Here is a 19,400-nt window from a genome sequence, read left to right as displayed (position 1 = left end):
TCGGTAACTTAGACTTGGTTACTGGCGAGTAACTTTTGCTCTTGGCCTGCTCATAGTTGCACCCGGTAGGGAACTGGCGCTACGAAGGCTGACCTAACTCACTCGTCCGGCGTTCCGGAAGGGGCCAGCATGGCCCGCAGCATCGACAGCAATTCCGTTCGGGACCCGGCTCCGAGGCGCCGGCGGATCCGCGCCACGTGGTGCTCGACCGTCTTCGCCGAGATGAAGAGTTGCGCGCCGATCTCGCGGTAGGGCAGCCCCTGCAAAAGCAGTTCGGCGACCTCGCGCTCGCGCTCGGACAACACCGCGCGCCCGCGCGGCGAGCCGGACACCACCTCGGGTGCGGCCACCGCTGCGTCCGGCGGCAGTTCGCCGCCGGCCGTCGCCTGCTTCAGGTCGCGCGCGAGCTGAAGCATGGCCTGGGATACGCGCGGGTCGGTCGTGTGCAGCGCCGCCTGTCCGGCCAGCCGGGTGGCGTCCCAGGTGTGGCCGAACTGCGCCAACCCTCGCGCGGCCGCAGCCACGTCGCCCGGGTCGACATGGTGGGCCAGCACCCGCAGCCACGTCCGCCCCGCGGTGGCCAGTGTCTTGGCGAACGCCGAGTGCGGCGCGGCCGCGGTCAGCGCCTGTCCATGCGGGGCGACGGCCTCGGGGGAGTTGGCGAGGATGCCCGCGTGCACGCCCGACCAGTGCAAAGGCACCGCCCACAGGATCGGGTCACCGAGCTGGGTCAGCAACGCGAACGCCTCGTCGAGCACATGTTGCAATCGGTCGACCTGGCGCAGCCGCGCTGCGGCGACCCACAACTCTCCGAGCGGCAACAGCGTGAACAGATCGACCGAGTACTCGGCGAGCACCTCCATCGCGGAATACCAGTGCAGCTGCATTGCGCCGGCGTCGCCGTTGCGGCGGGCGATCGCGGTCTGCAGCGCCGCCGTCCACAACGCATCCCGCCGATCCGGCGCGGAACCGACCGTCGCTGCGGCCCCCTGCAGCTGACCGTCCAGCATCAGCGCCCAGCCGAGCAGAACCCGGTGCCGGGCGTCGTGCCCGGCCCGTCCCAGAACACTGCGGGCGCGCACCGGATCGCCGCCGTGCAGCGCGGTCAACGCCACCAGCGCCGCCGGCGTGTCGGGGAACGCGCCGAATTGCGCGTGGTCGGCGACCAGCCCCTGGCTCAGCCGGGCCACCGCGACCGGATACGGCTCGTCGAGGGTCAGCAGCAGGCCGTCGGTGATGCTGCGCGCGGCCCGGGCTGTCGAGGTGGGCGGACCGGCCGTCGGCGCGGCCGCTGCGGCCCGCAGCGCGTCGGCATCCCCGGCGGCCAGTGCGGCGAGGGCCGCGGCTGCGGTCACCACCGCATCCGGTGCGGGCCCGAGCCACGTGAACAGCTCATTGGCCTGACCGGCGCTGCCGTCCTGCAGCGCCAGGCTGGCCGCGATCCGCACCGCGGCGGCCCGCTCCGCGGGGTCCGGGGAATCCAGCAGACCGTCGGCCAGGCGGCTCGCGGTCGCGGTGTCCCCGGTCAGCGCCAGCGCATCGGCGAGGTGGGTGCTCGGCGCGGTGGCTCCGGCGTCGGCGGCGGCACGGTACAGGCGCGCGGCCCGGCCGGGTTGGCCGTGACTGCGGGCCGCGAAACCGGTCAGCGCGGCGGCAAGCCGTTCGTCACGCAGGCCGTGCTCGGCCAGGCGCAACGCCAATTCGTCTGTGAGCGTGTGCAATTCGAGTTGCGAGGACAGGAGCGCGAGCTCGACGTCATGGTGGCGCGCGGCGCCGACGAGCTGCGAAATCGCGTCGTGCACCGAATGCAGGAACTCCGGTGGGTGAGACGGCTCGAGCAGGCCGCTGGCGCGGCCGTGATCGACGGCCGACAGCGCGGCATCGGGCGACAGCTGCAGCGCCGCGGCGATGTCGTCGGGACCCAGACCCGAACTCAGCGACGACACCAGCAGCGTGTCCAGCAGCCGTCCGTCGACGCGGCGCAGCCGGTCGATCAGCCCGAAACGAGCCGCCTGCCGGACCGCAGTCGGGCCGTCCCCGGCGGCTGCGAGCGCTGCGCGAAGCAGAAACGGCAGCCCGGCCGTCGCCGACACCAGCAGCCGCACCAGGTCCGGAGCGGCCGGCGCGCCCAACACCGCGGTCGCGACCCGACCCACCTCCGCAGGCGGCAGCGGACCGAGCACGACGGGCGGGTTCTCGCGCTCCAACGCGGTCATCACGGTCCGCAGCCGCGCGTGGTGGGCCAGCGGCTCGGCCGCCACGACCACGGTCGCTGCCGGCTCGGCGGCCAACTCCGCAAGTGCATCGAGGTCGACGTCGTCGAGCAGGTGGGCGTCGTCGATGACGACGGCGGTGTTCCCGCTGTTGGTCGGACGCGCGACCACCTGGCGTCCGGCGGCCCGCAACGATGCCCGCAACATCGCGAGCACCGTCGACTTCCCCGTACCGAAACCGCCGGTGACCAGCAGCTTGACGACGCCCTGCGGATCGGCCTCCACGGCGGCGACGGCTTCCCGCGACGCCGGAGGAAGAGCCGTCGGCCGCGCCGGACTCGTCATCGTCGCAGGATCAGGCGCCGTCGTCGGGAACGATCGTGGTGATCACCGGGTCGGGCGGGTCGACCGTCGGCGGCGGCGCGGCGGTCGTGGTGGGCGGTGGGACCGTCGTCGTCGGTGGCGGCTGCGTGGTGGTGGGCCGCGTCGTCGTGGGCCGCGTCGTGGTGGTGGTCGGCGGCGTGGTGGTCGTCGTCGTTGTGGTCGTGGTCGTCGTAGTGGTGGTCGGCGACGTCGTGGTGGTGGTCGTGACCGGATCTGTGGTCGTCGGCGGAGGCGGTGGCGGGGGTTGGCTCACCGTCGTGGTGGCAACCCCGTCCGGGCCGACGGTCACGGTGGTCACCGGCGGCGGAAGCGGCGCGGGTTCGTCGTTCGGCGGGGTCGGAGTGGCGGTCTCGGTGACGGGCGTCTGGTCGGCGTCCGAGCTGGTCAATGTCACCGCCAGGCCGCCCATCGCGAGCAGCGCCGCCGCCGCGGCCGCGCCGAACAGCACGGTGGGCCGCTTGTACCAGGGCAGCGGGGCCGGCTCGTCGGGGTAGCCCTCGTCCCCGGCGAACGCGACAGGTGGACGGGCGCCGGTGGCGCTCGCATCGGCATAGGCGCCCGCCGAGGTGTAGTCGTCCCCGGTGTACGGCACCACCCCGTCAGCCGCGTCGTCGTCCTGCGACCACGCCAGCGCGCGGAAGGTCGCCGAGGCCGCGCCGTCGTCGGCGGTCGCGCCGGCCGCCAGCCCCGCGGCGCCTGCGGCCCACGCGGCGGGAGCCATCGCCGTCGGGATGTCCGCCGCCGGTGCCAGGCCGGTCGCGGCGTCCGCCTCGATGCTCCGGTTGGCCACCAGCGCGGCGCCCGCGGCGATGTTGAGGTGCGATTCCGGGGTGGTGACCACCGGTGCGCGCAGTCGCTCCGAGAGCCGTTGGGTGACCAGCGGAATGCCGGCTCCGCCACCCACCGTCGCTATGGCCGAGACCTGTGCGGGCGCGATGTTGTTGCGCTGCAACGTGTCTTCGATCGTGGTGAGCAGCCCGGCCAGCGGTTCGGCGATCAGCTGCTCGAGCTCGGGCCGGGTGACCCGGACGTCGGAGCGGAAGCCGGGCAGATCGGCGGCGACGACCGTGACGGTCTCCGCGGAGAGCTTCTCCTTGGCCTCACGGCACTGGTCGCGCAACCGCAGCAGCGGCCCGACCGCGGCCGTGCCGGCGGTGTCGGCCGTCGCGGGGTCGCTGATGCCGGTCAAGACGTGGTCGAGCAGGGCCCGGTCGACGGCCTCGCCGGAGAACTCGGAATAGCGCACGGTCTGGCCGACGGCGTCGAGATTGGCGCCGGCGTCGGCAAGGGAGATGCTGGTGCCGCTGCCGCCGAGATCGACGAGTACCACCACGCCGTCGCCGGGCAGGCCCGGTGCGGCCTGTAGTGCTGCCAGGGCTGCGGTCGAGTCAGGGATCAATGCGGCGGGCACGCCGTCGGGGGACAGGTCCGGCCGGGTGCGCAGTGCGCCGCGCAGGGCACCGACCGTCGCCGGTCCCCAATGCGACGGCACGGCCACAGCCACCGGGGATCCGCCGTCGACGGTGCGCGCCATGGCCGACAGTGCCTCGGCGAGCAGCTGTTCGGCGCGGTGGGCCGATCCGTCGGTCGCGACCAGGGGAACGGGGTCACCGACGCGCTCGACAAAGCCGGTCAGCGTGACTCCGGAGCCGTCGGCGTCGGGCAGCTGCGTGCGGTCACCGACCTCGGGCACCCGGTCGGCGTACAGGTGCAGAATTGATCGCCGGGTCACCGGTGGCCGACCCACGCGGGCCGCTACCAGGTTGGTCGTCCCGATCGACAACCCCAAAGGTTCGGTCATGACGACGCCTCTCGTGTCTGGGCCGTGGACCACGATAGCGGCTGCCTCCGTCACGACGCCGGATATGCCCCTAGCGTGGCGAATCCCCTATAGGGCAACCCCCTAATGCCTCTGCATCGGTGGTGGGCTGCGCACCGATCCGCAACGGCGGCCGGGTCAATACGATCGACGACAAGCACATCCGACTCTGCACCGAGAGGCGACCGACGACCATGGCGAACTCACTGCTCGACTTCGTGATGTCGCTGGTCCGCGACCCCGAGGCGGCGTCCCGGTATGCCGCCGACCCTGCCGGCACCCTTGCCGCGGCCCAACTGGACGGCGTGACCAGCGCGGACGTCGACAACCTGATCCCGGTGGTGTCGGAGTCGCTGTCGGTGAACCCGTCGACGTCCGGATGGGAGGGATTCGGCGCGGCACCGGCCGGCAATGTGTGGGCCAGCGGAGCCGCGGCCGGGGCTTTCGAGGCTTTCGGCGCCTTCGACGAACAGTTGCCGGATCCGCTCGGCGCGCCCCTGGCGGAACGGATCGGCGTCGACGCGTTCGACATGGAGCCGGACGTGCCGGCCCGTACCGGGCTCGACGACGTGGATGTCGCGGTGTACTCGCCGGAACCGCTGGTCGACGAGGTGGCCTCCGCAGATCCCGGGGTGCTCGACGACGTGTTGCCCACGCGGGGTGCCGACGACCTCCCCGACTACACCGACCAGGCATCGTCGTTCGACGTCTTCGACTGATCCCTCGCCTGTCGCACACCCGCACGGAAGCCTCCGTGCGGGTGTTTTTGTGCTGTCAGCTGGGAGAACTCGCGCCCCCGGGATTTCCCCTATCCCCCTAACGGCAGGCGTGGGCAACCCCTAGGTGGGGCCATGCGGGGATAGGCCCCAACCCCGTTTTCGCGCCGTCGCGAACTCCATACCGTGGTCTGCAGATCGCCGGAGACAGCCGGCGGGACCAGAAAGGAACTGCCATGCAGACTCTCATCGACTTCATCCTCGACCTGTTCCGCAGCCCCGCGGCCGCGACGTCCTTCGTCGCCGATCCGGACGGCGCGCTGCGTGACGCCGGCCTGCCGAACGTCACCGCCGCGCAGCTCGCTTCCGTGGCCGCCACCGCCGCCCCGGCCGGCTACGCGCTCGGCGGCGGCGACCCGATCGTGGGGCTGCAGCGGGCGGTCGCCGACCATCACCAGCTGGCGTCGAACTTCGCCTCGCCGTTCTCGCCGCAGACCTCGTGGGCGCCGACGTTTGCCCCGGAGACCAACACCGACCTGCTCAGCGGCAACAACGTGCCGGTCGCCAGCCCGGTCCAGGACGCCGGCGCCAACGCGCAGAACGGCGGCTTCAACCTCGGGTTCGGTGACATCACCTTTGGCGACAAGACCAGCAACACCGCCACCAACGGTGCGGTGGTCGTCGACGGGGACAGCGACGGCGACATCGTCAGCGGTGACGGCGCGGTGCTCGGCGACGGCAACACCATGAACAACGGCGACATCCTGGCCGGCTCCGGCTCCAACGTCGTCGTCGGCAAGGACAACGAGGTCGAGGACAACTCCAAGACCGCCGGCGGTGACCTGATCACCGACAACGAGGCACCCGTCCTCAACGACGTCGACACCAGCGGCGGCAACGGCGGCAGCGCCGACGGCGGCGGAAGCCTGATCGGCATCGGCAGCGGCGACGCGGTCGGTGGTTCCGGCGGCAACGGCGGCGGCATCGTCATCACCGACACCGACGTCAACACCGGGACGCGCATCGACGGCGACTACGGCAGCAACAACGGAGGCAGCCGCAACGTCGAGGACAACTCGGTGCGCACCGAGGTGGAGACCGACATCTCGTCCGAGACGAACACCGTGGTGGAGGACAACTCGTCGACCTTCGAGTCCAACATCGGCTCCGGCAACGTGACCGAGACGGATCTGTTCTCGGGCAACAGCACCGGTGTCGAGACCGGGTTCGACACCGACATCGCGTCGAACAACGCGGCCCTGGCCGGACTCGACGCGTTCTGATCGACACCACCGCACGCCACTGGCGGGGATCGTCATGGTCCCCGCCAGTCGGCGCGCCTACCGTTGAAGCACCCGACGCCGGAGGCGACACCGATGACACAGGCCCACGACCAGCGCACCCCGCGCGCGCTCGTCGAGCTGATCGACCACACCCGCGCCATCGCCGAAGCCCAGTCGCGCAGCGACCTGGTGGCGCGGCTCGCGCGTGCCCGGCAGCGCCTCGACGATCCGCAGATCCGGGTGGTGATCGCCGGCCAGCTCAAACAGGGCAAGAGCATGCTGCTCAACTCGCTGCTCAACATGCCGGTGGCCCGCGTCGGCGACGACGAATCAACGGTGCTGGCGACCGTGGTGTCCTACGGAGAGCAACCCTGCGCGCGTCTGGTGGTCGCGCGCCCCGACGGGCAGGAACCCGAACTCGTCGACATCCCGGTGACCGATCTGGGCAGTGACCTGCGCCGCGCCCCGCAGGCCGGCGGCCGCGAGGTGCTGCGCGTCGAGGTGACCGCCCCGAGCCCGCTGCTCAAAGGCGGGCTGGCGTTCGTCGACACCCCCGGCGTCGGCGGACACGGGCAACCGCACCTGTCGGCGACCCTGGGCTTGTTGCCCGACGCCGACGCCATGCTGATGATCAGCGACACCAGCGCTGAGTTCACCGAACCCGAAATGACCTTCCTGCGGCAGGCTCTGGAGATCTGCCCGGTGGCCGCGATCGTCGCCACCAAAACCGACCTGTACCCGCAGTGGCGTCGGATCGTCGACGCCAACACCGCCCACCTGCGCCGCAACGGCATCGACGTGCCCGTCATCGCCGCGTCCTCGACGCTGCGCGCGCATGCGGTCGCGCACAACGACAAGGAACTCAACGAGGAATCCAACTTCCCGGCCGTGGTGCGGTTCCTCTCCGAGCAGGTCCTGACCCGGCAGAAGGACCGGGTGGCCGAGTTCGTGCTGGGTGAGATCCGCACTGCGGCAGAGCATCTGAGGCTCTCCGTCGATTCCGAACACTCGGCACTGACCGACCCGCGCACCCGGGAACGGTTGACCGCGGAGCTCGAGCGCCGCAAGCGCGACGCCCAGGAGGCGCTGCAACAGACCGCACTGTGGCAGCAGGTGCTCAGTGACGGCATCGCCGACCTGACCGCCGACGTCGACCACGACCTGCGACAACGCTTTCGCACCATCACTTTTCACACCGAGCAGGTCATCGACACCGGCGATCCCACGCTGCACTGGGCCGAGATCGCCGCCGAGCTCGAGGATGCGATCGCCACCGCGGTCGGCGACAACTTCGTGTGGGCGTACCAACGCGCCGAAGCCCTCGCCGCGGAAGTGGCCCGCACGTTCCACGAAGCGGGGATCGACGCCGTGCGGGCGCCCACGCTCGACGCCCGCGAGATGGGCGCCGACCTCGGCGAATTCCGGGCGGTGTCGCACCTGGACGCCAAACCGCTCAAGCTCGGCCACAAGATCGTCACCGGAATGCGCGGCTCCTACGGCGGCGTGCTGATGTTCGGCATGCTGACGTCGTTCGCGGGACTGGGCATGTTCAACCCGGTGTCGCTGGGCGCCGGATTCATCCTGGGCCGCAAGGCTTATCAGGAAGACATGGAGAACCGGATGCTGCGGGTGCGCAACGAAGCCAAGGCCAACGTCCGCAGATTCGTCGACGACGTCGCGTTCACCGTCAGCAAGGAGTCCCGCGACCGGCTCAAGGGGATCCAGCGGCAACTGCGCGACCACTACCGCGGCATCGCCGATCAGACGTCCCGCTCGCTCAACGAATCGCTGCAGGCCGCGCTGGCCGCCGCCAAGCTCGAGGAGACCGAGCACAACGCGCGGATCAAGGAACTCGACCGGCAGCGCAACATCCTGCGGCAGGTTCTCGACCATGCCGGGGCGGCCCCGTCACTAAGCTCGACGGGTCAGTAGTCCCCGACCCAGGGGGTCCCCACCCTGAGCACCAGCGACCGAGTGCGCGCGATCCTCGGCGGCACCGCCGCCGCCTACCGCGCCGACCCCGCCTACGCTGCGCGTCCCGACGTGCACCACGAGCTCGAACGCATCGGCCGCCGCCTCAACGAGCCGATCCGCATCGCGTTGGCCGGCACTCTCAAGGCGGGCAAGTCGACGTTGGTCAACGCGCTGGTCGGGGAGAACATCGCACCCACCGACGCCACCGAGGCCACCCGCATCGTGACCTGGTTCCGCCGCGGACCGACCCCGAAAGTCACGGCCAACCACCGCGGCGGGCGACGGTCCAACGTGCCCATCACACGCGACCCGCACTCAGGCGGGCTGACGTTCGACTTCGCGACCCTGAACCCCGACGACGTCGTGGACCTCGACGTCGAGTGGCCCGCAGCCGAACTCGCCGACACCACGATCATCGACACCCCGGGCACGTCGTCGCTGTCCCGCGACGTCTCGGCGCGGACTCTGCAGCTGCTGGTGCCCGACGACGGCGTTCCCCGCGTGGACGCGGTGGTGTTCCTGCTGCGCACCCTCAACGCCGCCGACATCGCGCTGCTCAAACAGATCGGGGAGCTGGTCGGTGGCGCGACCGGCGCGCTGGGGGTGATCGGGGTGGCATCGCGGGCCGACGAGATCGGCGCAGGCCGGATCGACGCGATGATGTCGGCCCAGGACGTCGCGCAGCGGTTCACCGCCGAGATGGAGCGCACCGGCATCTGTCAGGCTGTCGTGCCGGTGTCGGGGCTGCTCGCCTTCACCGCCCGCACGCTGCGGCAGAGCGAGTTCGTGGCCCTGGAGCGGCTCGCCGGGGTCGACGCCGCCGAACTGGCCAAAGCGATGCTGTCGGTGGACCGGTTCGTGCGCGAAGACGCCGCCCTGCCGGTCGACGCGGCCACCCGTGCCGCCCTGCTGGACCGGTTCGGCGTGTTCGGGATCCGCATCTCGATCGCCCTGTTGCGTGCGGGCGTCTCGGATTCGGTCGCGCTGGCCGACGAACTGCTCGAGCGCAGCGGGCTGGTGGCACTGCGCGAAGTCATCGACCAGCACTTCGCGCAGCGTTCGGATCTGCTGAAAGCCCACACCGCGCTGTTGGCGCTGCGCCAGTTCGTGCAGCAGAACCCGATCCACGCGACGCCCCGCATCCTCGCCGACGTCGAGCCGCTACTGGCCGACACGCACGCGTTCGAGGAACTGCGCCTGCTCAGCCAGCTCCGATCACGGCCGACAACGCTCAATGACGACGAGATGGCGTCGCTGCGGAGGCTCATCGGGGGCTCGGGTACCGACGCGGCCAGCCGCCTCGGGCTGCGTCCCGACGCGTTGTCCGACGGGCCGCGGGCCGCGTTCGCCGCCGCTCAGCGCTGGCGCCGTCGCGCGGACCATCCGCTCAACGATCCGTTCACCGCGCGGGCGTGCCGCGCCGCGGTCCGCAGTGCGGAGGCCCTGGTCGCCGACTACGCCCGCAGCGGGCACGACCCGATGTGACCCACCGGCAGGGCCCGGTTTAACGTTTCGGGTCCGCCCGGCGACATAGAGGTATGCGCGCTTCTCTGGGCCTCTCGCTGGGCGCAGCCAGTCTGGTGGCCGTCGCCGACGGCCGGCCGACCGTGCGCCCCGCGGAGGTGACGCTCAGGCCGGGCCTGACGGTCAACGGATTCGTCGAACGGGTCGGGGACCCGGTTCCGCTGGTGGCCGCCGATGGCTCGATGCACCGCGCCGACGAGCTCGCCGCGGCGGGACTGGAGGTGCTGACGCGGGCCGCCTGCCCGCAGCGTCGCCCGGACAGCGTGACGGTCGCAGTGCCGGCGCACTGGTCGGGGGCGGCGGTGGCCGCGTTGCGGTCGCGCGCCCCGCACCTGGCGGTGGTGTCCGACGCGGTCGCGGCGGTGACTGCGCTGCAGTGCAATCCCGGTCTGCCCGGTCAGGGCGTGGTGGTGTTGTGCGACTTCGGCGCGACCGGCAGCAGCATCACGCTGGTCGACGCCGCCCGCGGGCTCGCGGTCATGGGCCCGACGCTGCGCGATGCCGAGTTCTCCGGCGACCTGATCGACCAGGCGCTGCTGCGGCACGTGCTGTCCGGGCTGGACCGGGACCCGGCGGCGACCGCGGAGGTCGCGTCGCTGGTCGACCTGCGGGGCCGGTGCCGCGCCGCCAAGGAACGACTGTCCGGCCAGACCGCGACGAGCGTGTTCGCGGCCGGGACGACGACCCGGGTGACCCGCGCCGAACTCGAGTCGCTGATCGCCGGCCCGCTGGACCGCTTCGTCGCCCTGCTGCAGGATGCGCTGTCCCGCAACGGGATCGCCCCGGCGCAGGTGTGCGCGCTCGCAACCGTGGGTGGCGGTGCGCGCATTCCCCTTGTGACGGAACGGCTCTCACAAGCGGTGCGCGCGCCGGTGGTCACGGTCCCCGCGGCTCAGGTCGTCGCGGCCGCCGGTGCCGAACTGATCGCCCGCCGCGCGCTCGCACAGGAGCCGCCGACCGTCCTGGCGCCGACGTCCGCGTCCGACGACACGATGGCGGCGCCGCCGCTGGCGTGGTCGGACGAGATCGTCGGTACCGACGGGCCTGCGATCGACGACACCGCCTATGCGCGGCCGGCGGTGTACTTCGACGAATCAGACTCTGTCGAACCGGATTTGGCGCCCTTGGCCTGGTATCGCCGGCCAGGTGTGCTGTTCGCCGGTGCGGCATGCCTGGCCGCTCTCGCGGCGACCGGTCTGGTGTTGACCTCGCAGGCCGAACCCATCGACGGTGTGGCTGCCGGGACCGCGAAGATCGAGGCACCGGTTGTCACGCAACCCGCGGAAGTGCCCGTCGCACCGGCGCCGCAGACGGTCACCGAGACGGTCGCGGCCCCGGATCCCCGGCCGGTCCCAGTGGCGGCTGCGGCACCGCAGCCTCAGGTGATCGCGAAACAAGCTGCGCCGCAGCCAGTTCCAGCAGCGCCCGGCCCTGCGCCCGCGCCAGTTCCGGCTCCTGCGCCGGCTCCTGCTCCTGCTCCGGTGCCGGTGGTCGTGGTCCCGGTGGCCCCTGCCCCGACGACTACCTCCGCGCCGAAACCGACTCCGACATCGACTCCGGCGCCGACATCCACTCCGAAGCCGTCGCCGACCCAGGCCCCGGCGCCCACCTCGTCGCCGAGTCCGACTCCCACCCAGTCTCCGACGCCCAGTCCGACGTCGGCGCCGACCCCGACTGTCGAACCGACACCGGAACCGACACCGGAACCGACGCCCGAGCCGACCGCCGAACCGACGCCGGCGGCCACCGCGACCGCCGAACCGGAACCCGCGCCGGTCAGCGAGTGCGTCGCGCTACCCGAAGCGCCCTGCTGATCAGGGCTCCTCGGCGGGCGGCGGGGTCTCCGTCACGGTCTGCGTCTCGGTTTCGGTCTGCGTCACCACGCTCGTGCTGGTGCTCGTCTCGACCGTGGTGGTCGGCGACGGAGTGGTCGTGGTGGTCGTTGTGGTGGTCGGCGCTGTGGTCGTCGTGGTCACCGGGTCGGTGGTCGTGGTGGTCGCGGCCGGCGGGGAGGTTTCGGTCACCGTGGCCGGCGGCGCGACGGCGGGGGCGGGCGTCGTGGTCACCGGGGTCAACGACGTCGTCGTCGTGGTCTCCGACGTCGAATCGCCGGTGATGGCCTTGGCCAGTCCATAGACCACCAGCGCGATCAGCACCGCGCCCACCGCGCCGAATGCCACCAGTGCGACCGGTTTGCGGTACCAGGGAGTCGGGGCCACCTCGGATGCGACCGGTTCACCGTAGTCCCCGTAGGCGTACTCGCTCATCTGAGTCGGGTCGTCGTCGCGGTAGTAGTTCTGGTCGTCGTCTCCGTAGCGGGCCACGGATCCCGATAGTAGGCGCTGGACCCTACTGACCCGGTGACGCTGTGCGTGTCACGTTGAGTCGTGGCCGATTGCGCGTCGTCGTGGTTGTGTCCTCGGACTCTTCGGCATCCTCGTCGTCTTCGCGTGTTCGCGGAGCCCGCGTCCGCGGCGTGGTGGTCGAGGTCGTCTCCGATTCCGACGTCGTGGTGGGCAGTGCCGGGTCGATGTCGGTGGTCGCGGGGGGACTGGTGCTGGTGACGCTCGAGGACGTCGGGGTGCGCGACGTCGACCGGGACGTCTTGCTCGGCGTGGCGGAGCGGCTGGTCTCGGTGAAGTACATCGGTGTCTGGGTCGGCTCGGACTGACGGGTCACGTACATCACTGCGGAGACCACCACTGCGATCGCCGCCAACGCGGCGACACTGACGCCCAGCAATGTCGATGTGCGGTTGTGCCACGCGACGGGTTGCTGTCCGTCGTCGTCACGCTCCCGGCTGGCCACGGCTGCCGATAGTAGCTGCGGCACTCGACCGCGGCGCGCTCAGCGGAGCTGTGGGAGCACCTGCTCGGCGAAGAACTCGACGTGCTCGAGGTCGGACATGTCGAGAACCTGCAGATAGATCCGTTGCACACCGGCTTGCAGGAACGGGCCGAGCTTGTCGACGATCTCGGCCGGGGTGCCGACGACCGGGGAATTCGACCGCAGCTCGTCGACCTCACGTCCGATCGCGGCCGCGCGTCGGGCGACCTCGTCGTCGTCGCGGCCGGCGCACAGCACGAACGCCGCCGAGTAGGTCAGGGAATCCGCGGGCCGCCCGGCCTTCTCGACTGCCGCGGCCACCCGCCCGAACTGGGTGGTCAGCGTGTCGAGGTCGACGAACGGGATGTTGAACTCCGCAGCGAACTGGGCCGCCAGCGCCGGCGTCCGCTTCGCGCCGCCACCGCCGATGATGATCGGCGGATGCGGAGACTGCAGCGGTTTGGGCAGTCCGGGGGAGTCGGTGACGGTGTAGTGCTCCCCGCGGTAGTCGAATTTCTCACCCGAGGGTGTCGTCCACAGGCCGGTGATGATCTCCAGCTGCTCGGTCAAGCGGTCGAACCGCTCCCGTAGCGGCGGGAACGGGATCGCGTAGGCCTGGTGCTCGGCTTCGAACCAGCCGGCGCCGAGCCCGAATTCCACGCGCCCGCCGCTCATCTCGTCGACCTGGGCCACCGAGATCGCCAACGGCCCGGGATGCCGGAACGTGGCCGAGGTGACCATGGTGCCCAGCCGGATGGTCGAGGTTTCCCGGGCGATGCCGGCGAGGGTCACCCATGAGTCGGTGGGGCCGGGCAGACCGTCGCCGCTCATCGCCAGGTAGTGGTCCGAGCGGAAGAACGCCGAGTAGCCGGCGCTCTCGGCGGTCCGGGCGACCGCGAGCTGATCGGCGTAGGTGCCGCCCTGCTGGGGTTCGACGAAAACGCGGAAATCCACCATCTGGTCAGTCCTCCGAGGTCACAGTCCGGCGCGGGCGCGCTTCACCCGCTCCACCACATCAGATGGGCCGTCGATGTCGACTCGGGCTTCGTCGCGTCCCGCCACGAACATCAGCAACTCACCGGGTTCTCCGGTGACGACGATCTCCGGCCCGCGTCCGACCGTACCGAGGGTGTCACCGGCTGGTGTGGTGAGCACGATCGTGGCCGGCGCCTTGCGCAACGTCATGCGCGCCATCATGGCCACCGGGCGACGCAGCGCCGCAGTGGTCTGGTCGTCGAGCGGGCGGGGTTCCCATCCGGGCCGCGCGCGGCGGATGTCCTCGTGGTGGATGAAGAACTCGGCGACGTTGGCCACCGCGTCCAACGGCTTGAGCGGGGAGTACAGCGGAGGTCCCGACGCTGTCTGATCGACCAGCCGGTCCCACTGCGCCGACGACGCCACCCGGTTCTGCACCCGCTCGGTGTATCCGGCCAGGAACGGCACGAGAATCCCTGGTGCAGCGTCGAGGCGGCGCTCACGGACCACGAGATGAGCCGCCAAGTCCCGGGTGGACCACCCTTCGCACAGGGTGGGCGCGTCGGGGCCGACGTCGCGGAGTGAGGACACTAGGGCGGCGCGTTCGCGCTGTGCGACGGTCATGGGTTCGGGGGTTCCCTCCTGCGCGACCGGAGAATCACTCGAGTTTCGCGGACGTCGGCACGTCAGAAGGTCTCGACGCCCTCGATGCTGATCATCATGCCGCGGCCGGTGCGGTCGTTGGTGAAGGTCGTCCCGTCCTCGCGCGCGTCGACGGTCCAGCCCTGCGCGGAGTAGGTGCGGTAATCGAGGGTGACGGCCGGGATCGCGCCGATGTTGCCCAGGACCCACGCGAGCTGACCGTCGGCGGTGAAACGGACGCCGTTGGCCGGCATGCCCTCGATCTCGGGCGCATCGGTGAACGCCGACTCGCAGCCGATTTCCGCTGTGTTGATCTGGCAGCGGGTTTTGCCGGACTTGGTCTCGATGAAGACATAGCCGTTCTGCGGTCGCAGCACCTCGCCGCTCGGCGGGCGCGTCGGTTCCGGCGACGGCGTGGGGGCGGGGGTGGGCGGGGGTGACGGGGTGCGGGTGGGCCGGGGTATCGGGAACGCCGGCTCGCTGTGCTGCTCGCCGGCGCGGGTCGCGGTGCCCTCGACCGTGGACTGGCAGCCCGCCAGGGCGGCGACGAGCGCCAGACCGCCTGCGACCGCCGCTGCACTCCTCATCGCTTCGAGCCTACGCACGATGTGACGCCTGTGACGGACGTGACTCGCCGTGAGGGGTCGGCCGGTGCGTGATCACGGTCGCGGTCCGGCGGTTCGGCGCCGCCGGGAACGCTGTTCCGCGCCAGAAAATCTGGCCGGACAGTCGGGAACAAAGTTGCCAGCGGGCCCGTTGAAGACCACAGTTGAGTGAACCAGACTCAAGTATGAGTTGACAGGGGACCCCCCCGAGGAGCAGGCTTGAGCGCGGTGCACTCAGACTGAACAGAGTGTTCGCACTCGTGACCCCAAGAACGTCTATCAGGAGGCAGCAACTATGGCTCGTGCGGTCGGCATCGACCTCGGGACCACCAACTCCGTCGTCTCGGTGCTCGAAGGTGGCGACCCCGTCGTCGTCGCCAACTCCGAGGGGGCGCGGACCACGCCCTCGGTCGTCGCGTTCGCGCGCAACGGCGAGGTACTGGTCGGCCAGCCCGCCAAGAACCAGGCGGTGACCAACGTCGATCGGACCATCCGCTCGGTCAAGCGCCATGTCGGCACGGACTGGTCCATCGAGATCGACGGCAAGAAGTACACGCCGCAGGAAATCAGCGCGCGCGTGTTGATGAAGCTCAAGCGGGACGCCGAGAGCTACCTCGGCGAGGACATCACCGACGCGGTGATCACCGTCCCGGCCTACTTCAACGACGCCCAGCGTCAGGCCACCAAGGAAGCCGGCCAGATCGCCGGCATGAACGTGCTGCGCATCGTCAACGAACCGACCGCAGCCGCCCTGGCCTACGGCCTGGACAAGGGCGAGAAGGAACAGACCATCCTGGTCTTCGACCTCGGTGGCGGCACCTTCGACGTGTCGCTGCTGGAGATCGGCGACGGTGTCGTCGAGGTCCGCGCCACCAGCGGCGACAACCACCTCGGCGGCGACGACTGGGACGACCGGATCGTCGAGTGGCTCGTCGACAAGTTCAAGGCCAGCTCGGGCATCGACCTGACCAAGGACAAGATGGCCATGCAGCGGCTCCGCGAAGCCGCCGAGAAGGCCAAGATCGAGCTGAGCTCCAGCCAGAGCACCTCGATCAACCTGCCCTACATCACCGTCGACGCGGACAAGAACCCGCTGTTCCTCGACGAGCAGCTGACCCGGGCGGAGTTCCAGCGCATCACGCAGGATCTGCTCGACCGCACCCGCAAGCCGTTCCAGCAGGTCGTCAAGGACGCCGGCATCGCCGTCGGCGACATCGACCACGTCGTGCTGGTGGGTGGTTCCACCCGCATGCCCGCGGTCACCGACCTGGTCAAGGAGATGACCGGCGGCAAGGAGCCCAACAAGGGCGTCAACCCCGACGAGGTCGTCGCCGTGGGCGCCGCGCTGCAGGCCGGCGTGCTCAAGGGTGAGGTCAAGGACGTTCTGCTGCTGGACGTCACCCCGCTGAGCCTCGGCATCGAGACCAAGGGCGGCGTGATGACCAAGCTGATCGAGCGCAACACCACCATCCCGACCAAGCGCAGCGAGACCTTCACCACGGCCGACGACAACCAGCCGTCGGTGCAGATCCAGGTCTATCAGGGTGAGCGCGAGATCGCGGCGCACAACAAGCTGCTCGGCAGCTTCGAGCTGACCGGTATCCCGCCGGCTCCGCGCGGCGTGCCCCAGATCGAGGTGACCTTCGACATCGACGCCAACGGCATCGTGCACGTCACCGCGAAGGACAAGGGCACCGGCAAGGAGAACACGATCAAGATCCAGGAGGGCTCCGGCCTGTCCAAGGAAGAGATCGACCGGATGATCAAGGACGCCGAGGCGCACGCCGAGGAGGACCGCAAGCGTCGCGAAGAGGCTGACGTCCGCAACCAGGCCGAGTCGCTGGTCTACCAGACCGAGAAGTTCGTCAAGGACCAGCGCGAAGCCGAAGGTGGATCGAAGGTCCCCGAGGATGTGCTGACCAAGGTCGACGGCGCGATCGCCGACGCCAAGAAGGCGCTCGAGGGCACCGACATCGCCGCGATCAAGGCCGCGATGGAGAAGCTCGGCGAGGAGAGCCAGGCCCTGGGCCAGGCGATCTACGAGGCCACCCAGGCCGAACAGGGCGCTGCCGGCGGCGACGCCGCGGGTGCCGCCCCGGGCAATGACGATGTCGTTGACGCCGAAGTTGTTGAGGACGACCAGGAGCGCAAGTGAGTAACGCAGCTGACCACGAGGAACCGATCACCGTCACCGACAAGCGGCGCATCGATCCCGAGACCGGTCAGGTGCGCGACACCCCGCCTGCCGGGCCGGCCCCCTCGGGGCCGGCGCCGGAGGCGTCCGACAAGCCGGCCGGTGAGAACACCGCTGAGGTCGACGAACTCAAGGCGACCCTGCAGCGCGTCAAGGCGGAGTACGACAACTACCGCAAGCGCGCGCTGCGCGACCAGCAGCTGATCGCCGACCGCGCGAAGGCGGCGGCGCTGGCCGAACTGTTGCCCGTGCTCGACGACCTCGACCGGGCCCGTAGCCACGGCGACCTGGAGACCGGGCCGCTCAAGGCGGTCGCGGACAAGCTGACCGGCGTGTTGGAGGGGCTCGGCCTGGCGGCCTTCGGCGAGGAGGGCGACCCGTTCGACCCGGCGTTGCACGAGGCCGTACAGCACGAGGGTGACGGCACCTATCCGGTGGTCGGCACCGTGATGCGGCGCGGCTACCGGGTCGGCGAGCATGTGGTGCGCCACGCGATGGTCGGGGTGATCGACACCGTCCCCGACGCAGCCGGAACCGACAATGCAGCAAATGTGCCTGAACAGGCCGCAGAATCGAATTGACGACCCACGTCACGACAGGAAGGTGAGGAGGTGACCCGATATGGCCCAGCGGGAGTGGGTTGAGAAGGACTTCTACAAGGAGCTCGGCGTCGCCTCTGACGCCAGCCAAGACGAGATCAAGCGGGCAGCCCGCAAGATCCTCGCCGAGAATCACCCGGACCGTAACCCGGGCAACACCGTGGCCGAGGAACGCTACAAGGCGGCCTCGGAAGCCAAAGAGGTGCTGACCGATCCGGCCAAGCGCAAGGAGTACGACGAGACCCGCCGCCTGTTCGCCGGCGGCGGGTTCGGTCGGGGCCGGTTCGGCGGTGGGGGCAATTTCGGCGGGTTCGGGGCGGCGAACGGCCAGGAGTTCAACCTCAACGATCTGTTCGACGCAGCCGGCCAGACCGGCGGCGCGAACATCGGGGATCTGTTCGGTGGGCTGTTCGGTCGCGGCGCCCAACAGCCGCGGCCGAGCCGGCCGCGGCGGGGCAACGACCTCGAGACCGAGACCGAGCTGAGCTTCCTCGAGGCCACCAAGGGCGTGGCGATGCCGCTGCGGCTCACCAGCCCGGCGCCGTGTACCAACTGTCACGGCAGCGGTGCGCGCCCGGGTACCAGCCCGAAGGTGTGCCCGAACTGCAACGGCGCCGGCGTCGTCAGCCGCAACCAGGGCGCGTTCGGGTTCTCCGAACCGTGCACCGAGTGCCGGGGCAGCGGCTCGATCATCGAGAACCCCTGCGACGAGTGCAAAGGCACCGGTGTGACCACCCGGACCCGCACCATCAACGTGCGGATACCGCCGGGCGTCGAGGACGGTCAGCGCATCCGGCTGGCCGGACAGGGCGAGGCCGGGCTCCGCGGGGCTCCGTCGGGTGACCTGTATGTCACCGTGCACGTGCGCCCGGACAAGGTCTTCGGCCGCAACGGCGACGATCTGACCGTCACCGTGCCGGTCAGTTTCCACGAGTTGGCTTTGGGCACAACGCTTTCGGTGCCCACGCTGGAGGGCAAGGTCGGTGTGCGGGTGCCCAAGGGCACCTCCGACGGCCGCATCCTCCGGGTCCGTGGACGGGGCGTGCCGAAGCGCTCGGGCGGCCATGGCGACCTGCTGGTCACCGTGAAGGTCGCGGTGCCGCCGAATCTCGAGGGCGAGGCGGCCGAAGCGCTGGAGGCCTACGCCAAGGCCGAACGAGCGAGTGGGTTCGACCCGCGGGCCGGATGGGTCGGTGCGTGATGAGCGTCGATCGCGGGTCCGATCGGGCGGATGACGCTCGGACGTTCCTGATCTCGGTGGCCGCCGAGTTGGCCGGTATGCACGCGCAGACGCTGCGCACATACGACCGGCTCGGTCTGGTCAGCCCGCAGCGCAGTTCCGGTGGGGGACGGCGGTATTCGAAACGCGACGTCGAACTGCTGCGCGAGGTGCAGCGGTTGTCGCAGGACGAAGGCGTCAACCTCGCCGGCATCAAGCGCATCATCGAGCTGACCAACCAGGTCGAGGCGCTGCAGTCGCGGGTCCGGGAGCTCACCGAGGAGGTCGAGCACCTGCGCGCTCAGCCGCGCGCCAAGAGCACCGCCCTGGTGGTGTGGCAGCCGCGCAACAAACGTTGAAGCACGGCGCCGAAATTGCATTCCACGCGCGTCAAGTCGCGATTTGACGCGCGTGGAATGCAATTTCG

16 protein-coding genes are annotated in these 19,400 nt (G+C 70.4%); 9 read left to right on the top strand and 7 right to left on the bottom strand.

Features of this window, described 5'->3' with window-relative positions; genetic code table 11:
• Positions 1 to 98 precede the first annotated feature (98 nt).
• Together iniR and ACQI46_RS03850 are read right to left on the bottom strand one after the other, a co-directional pair.
• Entirely contained in the window at positions 99 to 2,558 is a 2,460-nt protein-coding gene (iniR, locus tag ACQI46_RS03855) for an isoniazid response ATPase/transcriptional regulator IniR (protein ID WP_427092592.1), read from the bottom strand.
• A gap of 10 nt (positions 2,559 to 2,568) precedes the next feature.
• Positions 2,569 to 4,398, bottom strand: coding sequence for an Hsp70 family protein (locus ACQI46_RS03850; RefSeq protein ID WP_427092591.1), 1,830 nt, complete (start codon positions 4,396 to 4,398; stop codon positions 2,569 to 2,571).
• A 212-nt stretch (positions 4,399 to 4,610) separates the two neighbouring features.
• Between ACQI46_RS03850 and ACQI46_RS03845 the strand changes: the two genes are divergently transcribed.
• From ACQI46_RS03845 to ACQI46_RS03825, 5 genes are all read left to right on the top strand, one after another.
• Positions 4,611 to 5,135, top strand: a complete 525-nt coding sequence (locus tag ACQI46_RS03845; RefSeq protein WP_427092590.1) for an Rv0340 family IniB-related protein — start codon at positions 4,611 to 4,613, stop codon at positions 5,133 to 5,135.
• Positions 5,136 to 5,368: 233 nt separating this feature from the next.
• Positions 5,369 to 6,415, top strand: a complete 1,047-nt coding sequence (locus ACQI46_RS03840; RefSeq protein WP_427092589.1) for an IniB N-terminal domain-containing protein — start codon at positions 5,369 to 5,371, stop codon at positions 6,413 to 6,415.
• 93 nt (positions 6,416 to 6,508) lie between these two features.
• A complete protein-coding gene (locus ACQI46_RS03835; protein WP_427092588.1) occupies positions 6,509 to 8,347 on the top strand; it encodes a dynamin family protein in 1,839 nt (612 codons plus the stop codon).
• 24 nt (positions 8,348 to 8,371) lie between these two features.
• Positions 8,372 to 9,874: a dynamin family protein gene (locus ACQI46_RS03830; RefSeq protein ID WP_427092805.1), complete on the top strand. Its 1,503-nt coding sequence runs from the start codon at positions 8,372 to 8,374 to the stop codon at positions 9,872 to 9,874.
• A gap of 53 nt (positions 9,875 to 9,927) precedes the next feature.
• Positions 9,928 to 11,727 carry an Hsp70 family protein gene (locus tag ACQI46_RS03825; protein ID WP_427092587.1) on the top strand — a complete coding sequence of 600 codons (1,800 nt, stop codon included), beginning with the start codon at positions 9,928 to 9,930 and terminating at the stop codon, positions 11,725 to 11,727.
• Here the strand turns inward: ACQI46_RS03825 and ACQI46_RS03820 are convergent, their stop codons facing one another.
• From ACQI46_RS03820 to ACQI46_RS03800, 5 genes are all read right to left on the bottom strand, one after another.
• Positions 11,728 to 12,237 carry a hypothetical protein gene (locus tag ACQI46_RS03820; RefSeq protein WP_427092586.1) on the bottom strand — a complete coding sequence of 170 codons (510 nt, stop codon included), beginning with the start codon at positions 12,235 to 12,237 and terminating at the stop codon, positions 11,728 to 11,730.
• A 25-nt stretch (positions 12,238 to 12,262) separates the two neighbouring features.
• Positions 12,263 to 12,721: a hypothetical protein gene (locus tag ACQI46_RS03815; protein ID WP_427092585.1), complete on the bottom strand. Its 459-nt coding sequence runs from the start codon at positions 12,719 to 12,721 to the stop codon at positions 12,263 to 12,265.
• Between the two features lie 39 nt (positions 12,722 to 12,760).
• On the bottom strand, positions 12,761 to 13,696 hold the full coding sequence (locus tag ACQI46_RS03810; RefSeq protein WP_427092584.1) for an LLM class F420-dependent oxidoreductase: 936 nt from the start codon (positions 13,694 to 13,696) through the stop codon (positions 12,761 to 12,763).
• An 18-nt stretch (positions 13,697 to 13,714) separates the two neighbouring features.
• The gene (locus ACQI46_RS03805; RefSeq protein WP_427092583.1) at positions 13,715 to 14,338 is read right to left on the bottom strand and encodes a TIGR03085 family metal-binding protein; all 624 of its coding nucleotides are present in this window, start codon (positions 14,336 to 14,338) and stop codon (positions 13,715 to 13,717) included.
• A gap of 62 nt (positions 14,339 to 14,400) precedes the next feature.
• Positions 14,401 to 14,943, bottom strand: coding sequence for a hypothetical protein (locus ACQI46_RS03800; RefSeq protein WP_427092582.1), 543 nt, complete (start codon positions 14,941 to 14,943; stop codon positions 14,401 to 14,403).
• Between the two features lie 313 nt (positions 14,944 to 15,256).
• Between ACQI46_RS03800 and dnaK the strand changes: the two genes are divergently transcribed.
• From dnaK to ACQI46_RS03780, 4 genes are read left to right on the top strand one after another with little or no spacing between them, the layout of a single operon-like run.
• Positions 15,257 to 17,116 carry a molecular chaperone DnaK gene (gene dnaK, locus ACQI46_RS03795; protein ID WP_427092581.1) on the top strand — a complete coding sequence of 620 codons (1,860 nt, stop codon included), beginning with the start codon at positions 15,257 to 15,259 and terminating at the stop codon, positions 17,114 to 17,116.
• Positions 17,113 to 17,736 carry a nucleotide exchange factor GrpE gene (gene grpE, locus ACQI46_RS03790; protein ID WP_427092580.1) on the top strand — a complete coding sequence of 208 codons (624 nt, stop codon included), beginning with the start codon at positions 17,113 to 17,115 and terminating at the stop codon, positions 17,734 to 17,736. Before dnaK ends, grpE begins: the two co-directional genes overlap by 4 nt.
• Positions 17,737 to 17,776: 40 nt before the next feature.
• Positions 17,777 to 18,955, top strand: a complete 1,179-nt coding sequence (gene dnaJ / locus ACQI46_RS03785) for a molecular chaperone DnaJ (protein WP_427092579.1) — start codon at positions 17,777 to 17,779, stop codon at positions 18,953 to 18,955.
• The gene (locus ACQI46_RS03780; protein ID WP_427092578.1) at positions 18,955 to 19,332 is read left to right on the top strand and encodes a heat shock protein transcriptional repressor HspR; all 378 of its coding nucleotides are present in this window, start codon (positions 18,955 to 18,957) and stop codon (positions 19,330 to 19,332) included. Before dnaJ ends, ACQI46_RS03780 begins: the two co-directional genes overlap by 1 nt.
• Positions 19,333 to 19,400 lie beyond the last annotated feature (68 nt).

Source organism: Mycobacterium sp. SMC-4 (assembly GCF_050205565.1).
Lineage (GTDB): Bacteria > Actinomycetota > Actinomycetes > Mycobacteriales > Mycobacteriaceae > Mycobacterium.
The sequence above is the reverse complement of the archived record's forward strand: the minus strand, read 5'-3'. Positions and strand labels throughout refer to the sequence as shown.

Bases quoted from the DNA above. Each gene is read 5' to 3' on its own strand.
- ACQI46_RS03835 (WP_427092588.1), top strand. From the start codon at position 6,509: ATGACACAGGCCCACGACCAGCGCACCCCGCGCGCGCTCGTCGAGCTG.
- ACQI46_RS03840 (WP_427092589.1), top strand. From the start codon at position 5,369: ATGCAGACTCTCATCGACTTCATCCTCGACCTGTTCCGCAGCCCCGCG.
- ACQI46_RS03810 (WP_427092584.1), bottom strand. From the start codon at position 13,696: ATGGTGGATTTCCGCGTTTTCGTCGAACCCCAGCAGGGCGGCACCTAC.
- ACQI46_RS03845 (WP_427092590.1), top strand. From the start codon at position 4,611: ATGGCGAACTCACTGCTCGACTTCGTGATGTCGCTGGTCCGCGACCCC.
- ACQI46_RS03825 (WP_427092587.1), top strand. From the start codon at position 9,928: ATGCGCGCTTCTCTGGGCCTCTCGCTGGGCGCAGCCAGTCTGGTGGCC.
- ACQI46_RS03800 (WP_427092582.1), bottom strand. From the start codon at position 14,943: ATGAGGAGTGCAGCGGCGGTCGCAGGCGGTCTGGCGCTCGTCGCCGCC.
- dnaK (WP_427092581.1), top strand. From the start codon at position 15,257: ATGGCTCGTGCGGTCGGCATCGACCTCGGGACCACCAACTCCGTCGTC.
- ACQI46_RS03850 (WP_427092591.1), bottom strand. From the start codon at position 4,398: ATGACCGAACCTTTGGGGTTGTCGATCGGGACGACCAACCTGGTAGCG.
- ACQI46_RS03805 (WP_427092583.1), bottom strand. From the start codon at position 14,338: ATGACCGTCGCACAGCGCGAACGCGCCGCCCTAGTGTCCTCACTCCGC.
- dnaJ (WP_427092579.1), top strand. From the start codon at position 17,777: ATGGCCCAGCGGGAGTGGGTTGAGAAGGACTTCTACAAGGAGCTCGGC.
- ACQI46_RS03780 (WP_427092578.1), top strand. From the start codon at position 18,955: ATGAGCGTCGATCGCGGGTCCGATCGGGCGGATGACGCTCGGACGTTC.
- iniR (WP_427092592.1), bottom strand. From the start codon at position 2,558: ATGACGAGTCCGGCGCGGCCGACGGCTCTTCCTCCGGCGTCGCGGGAA.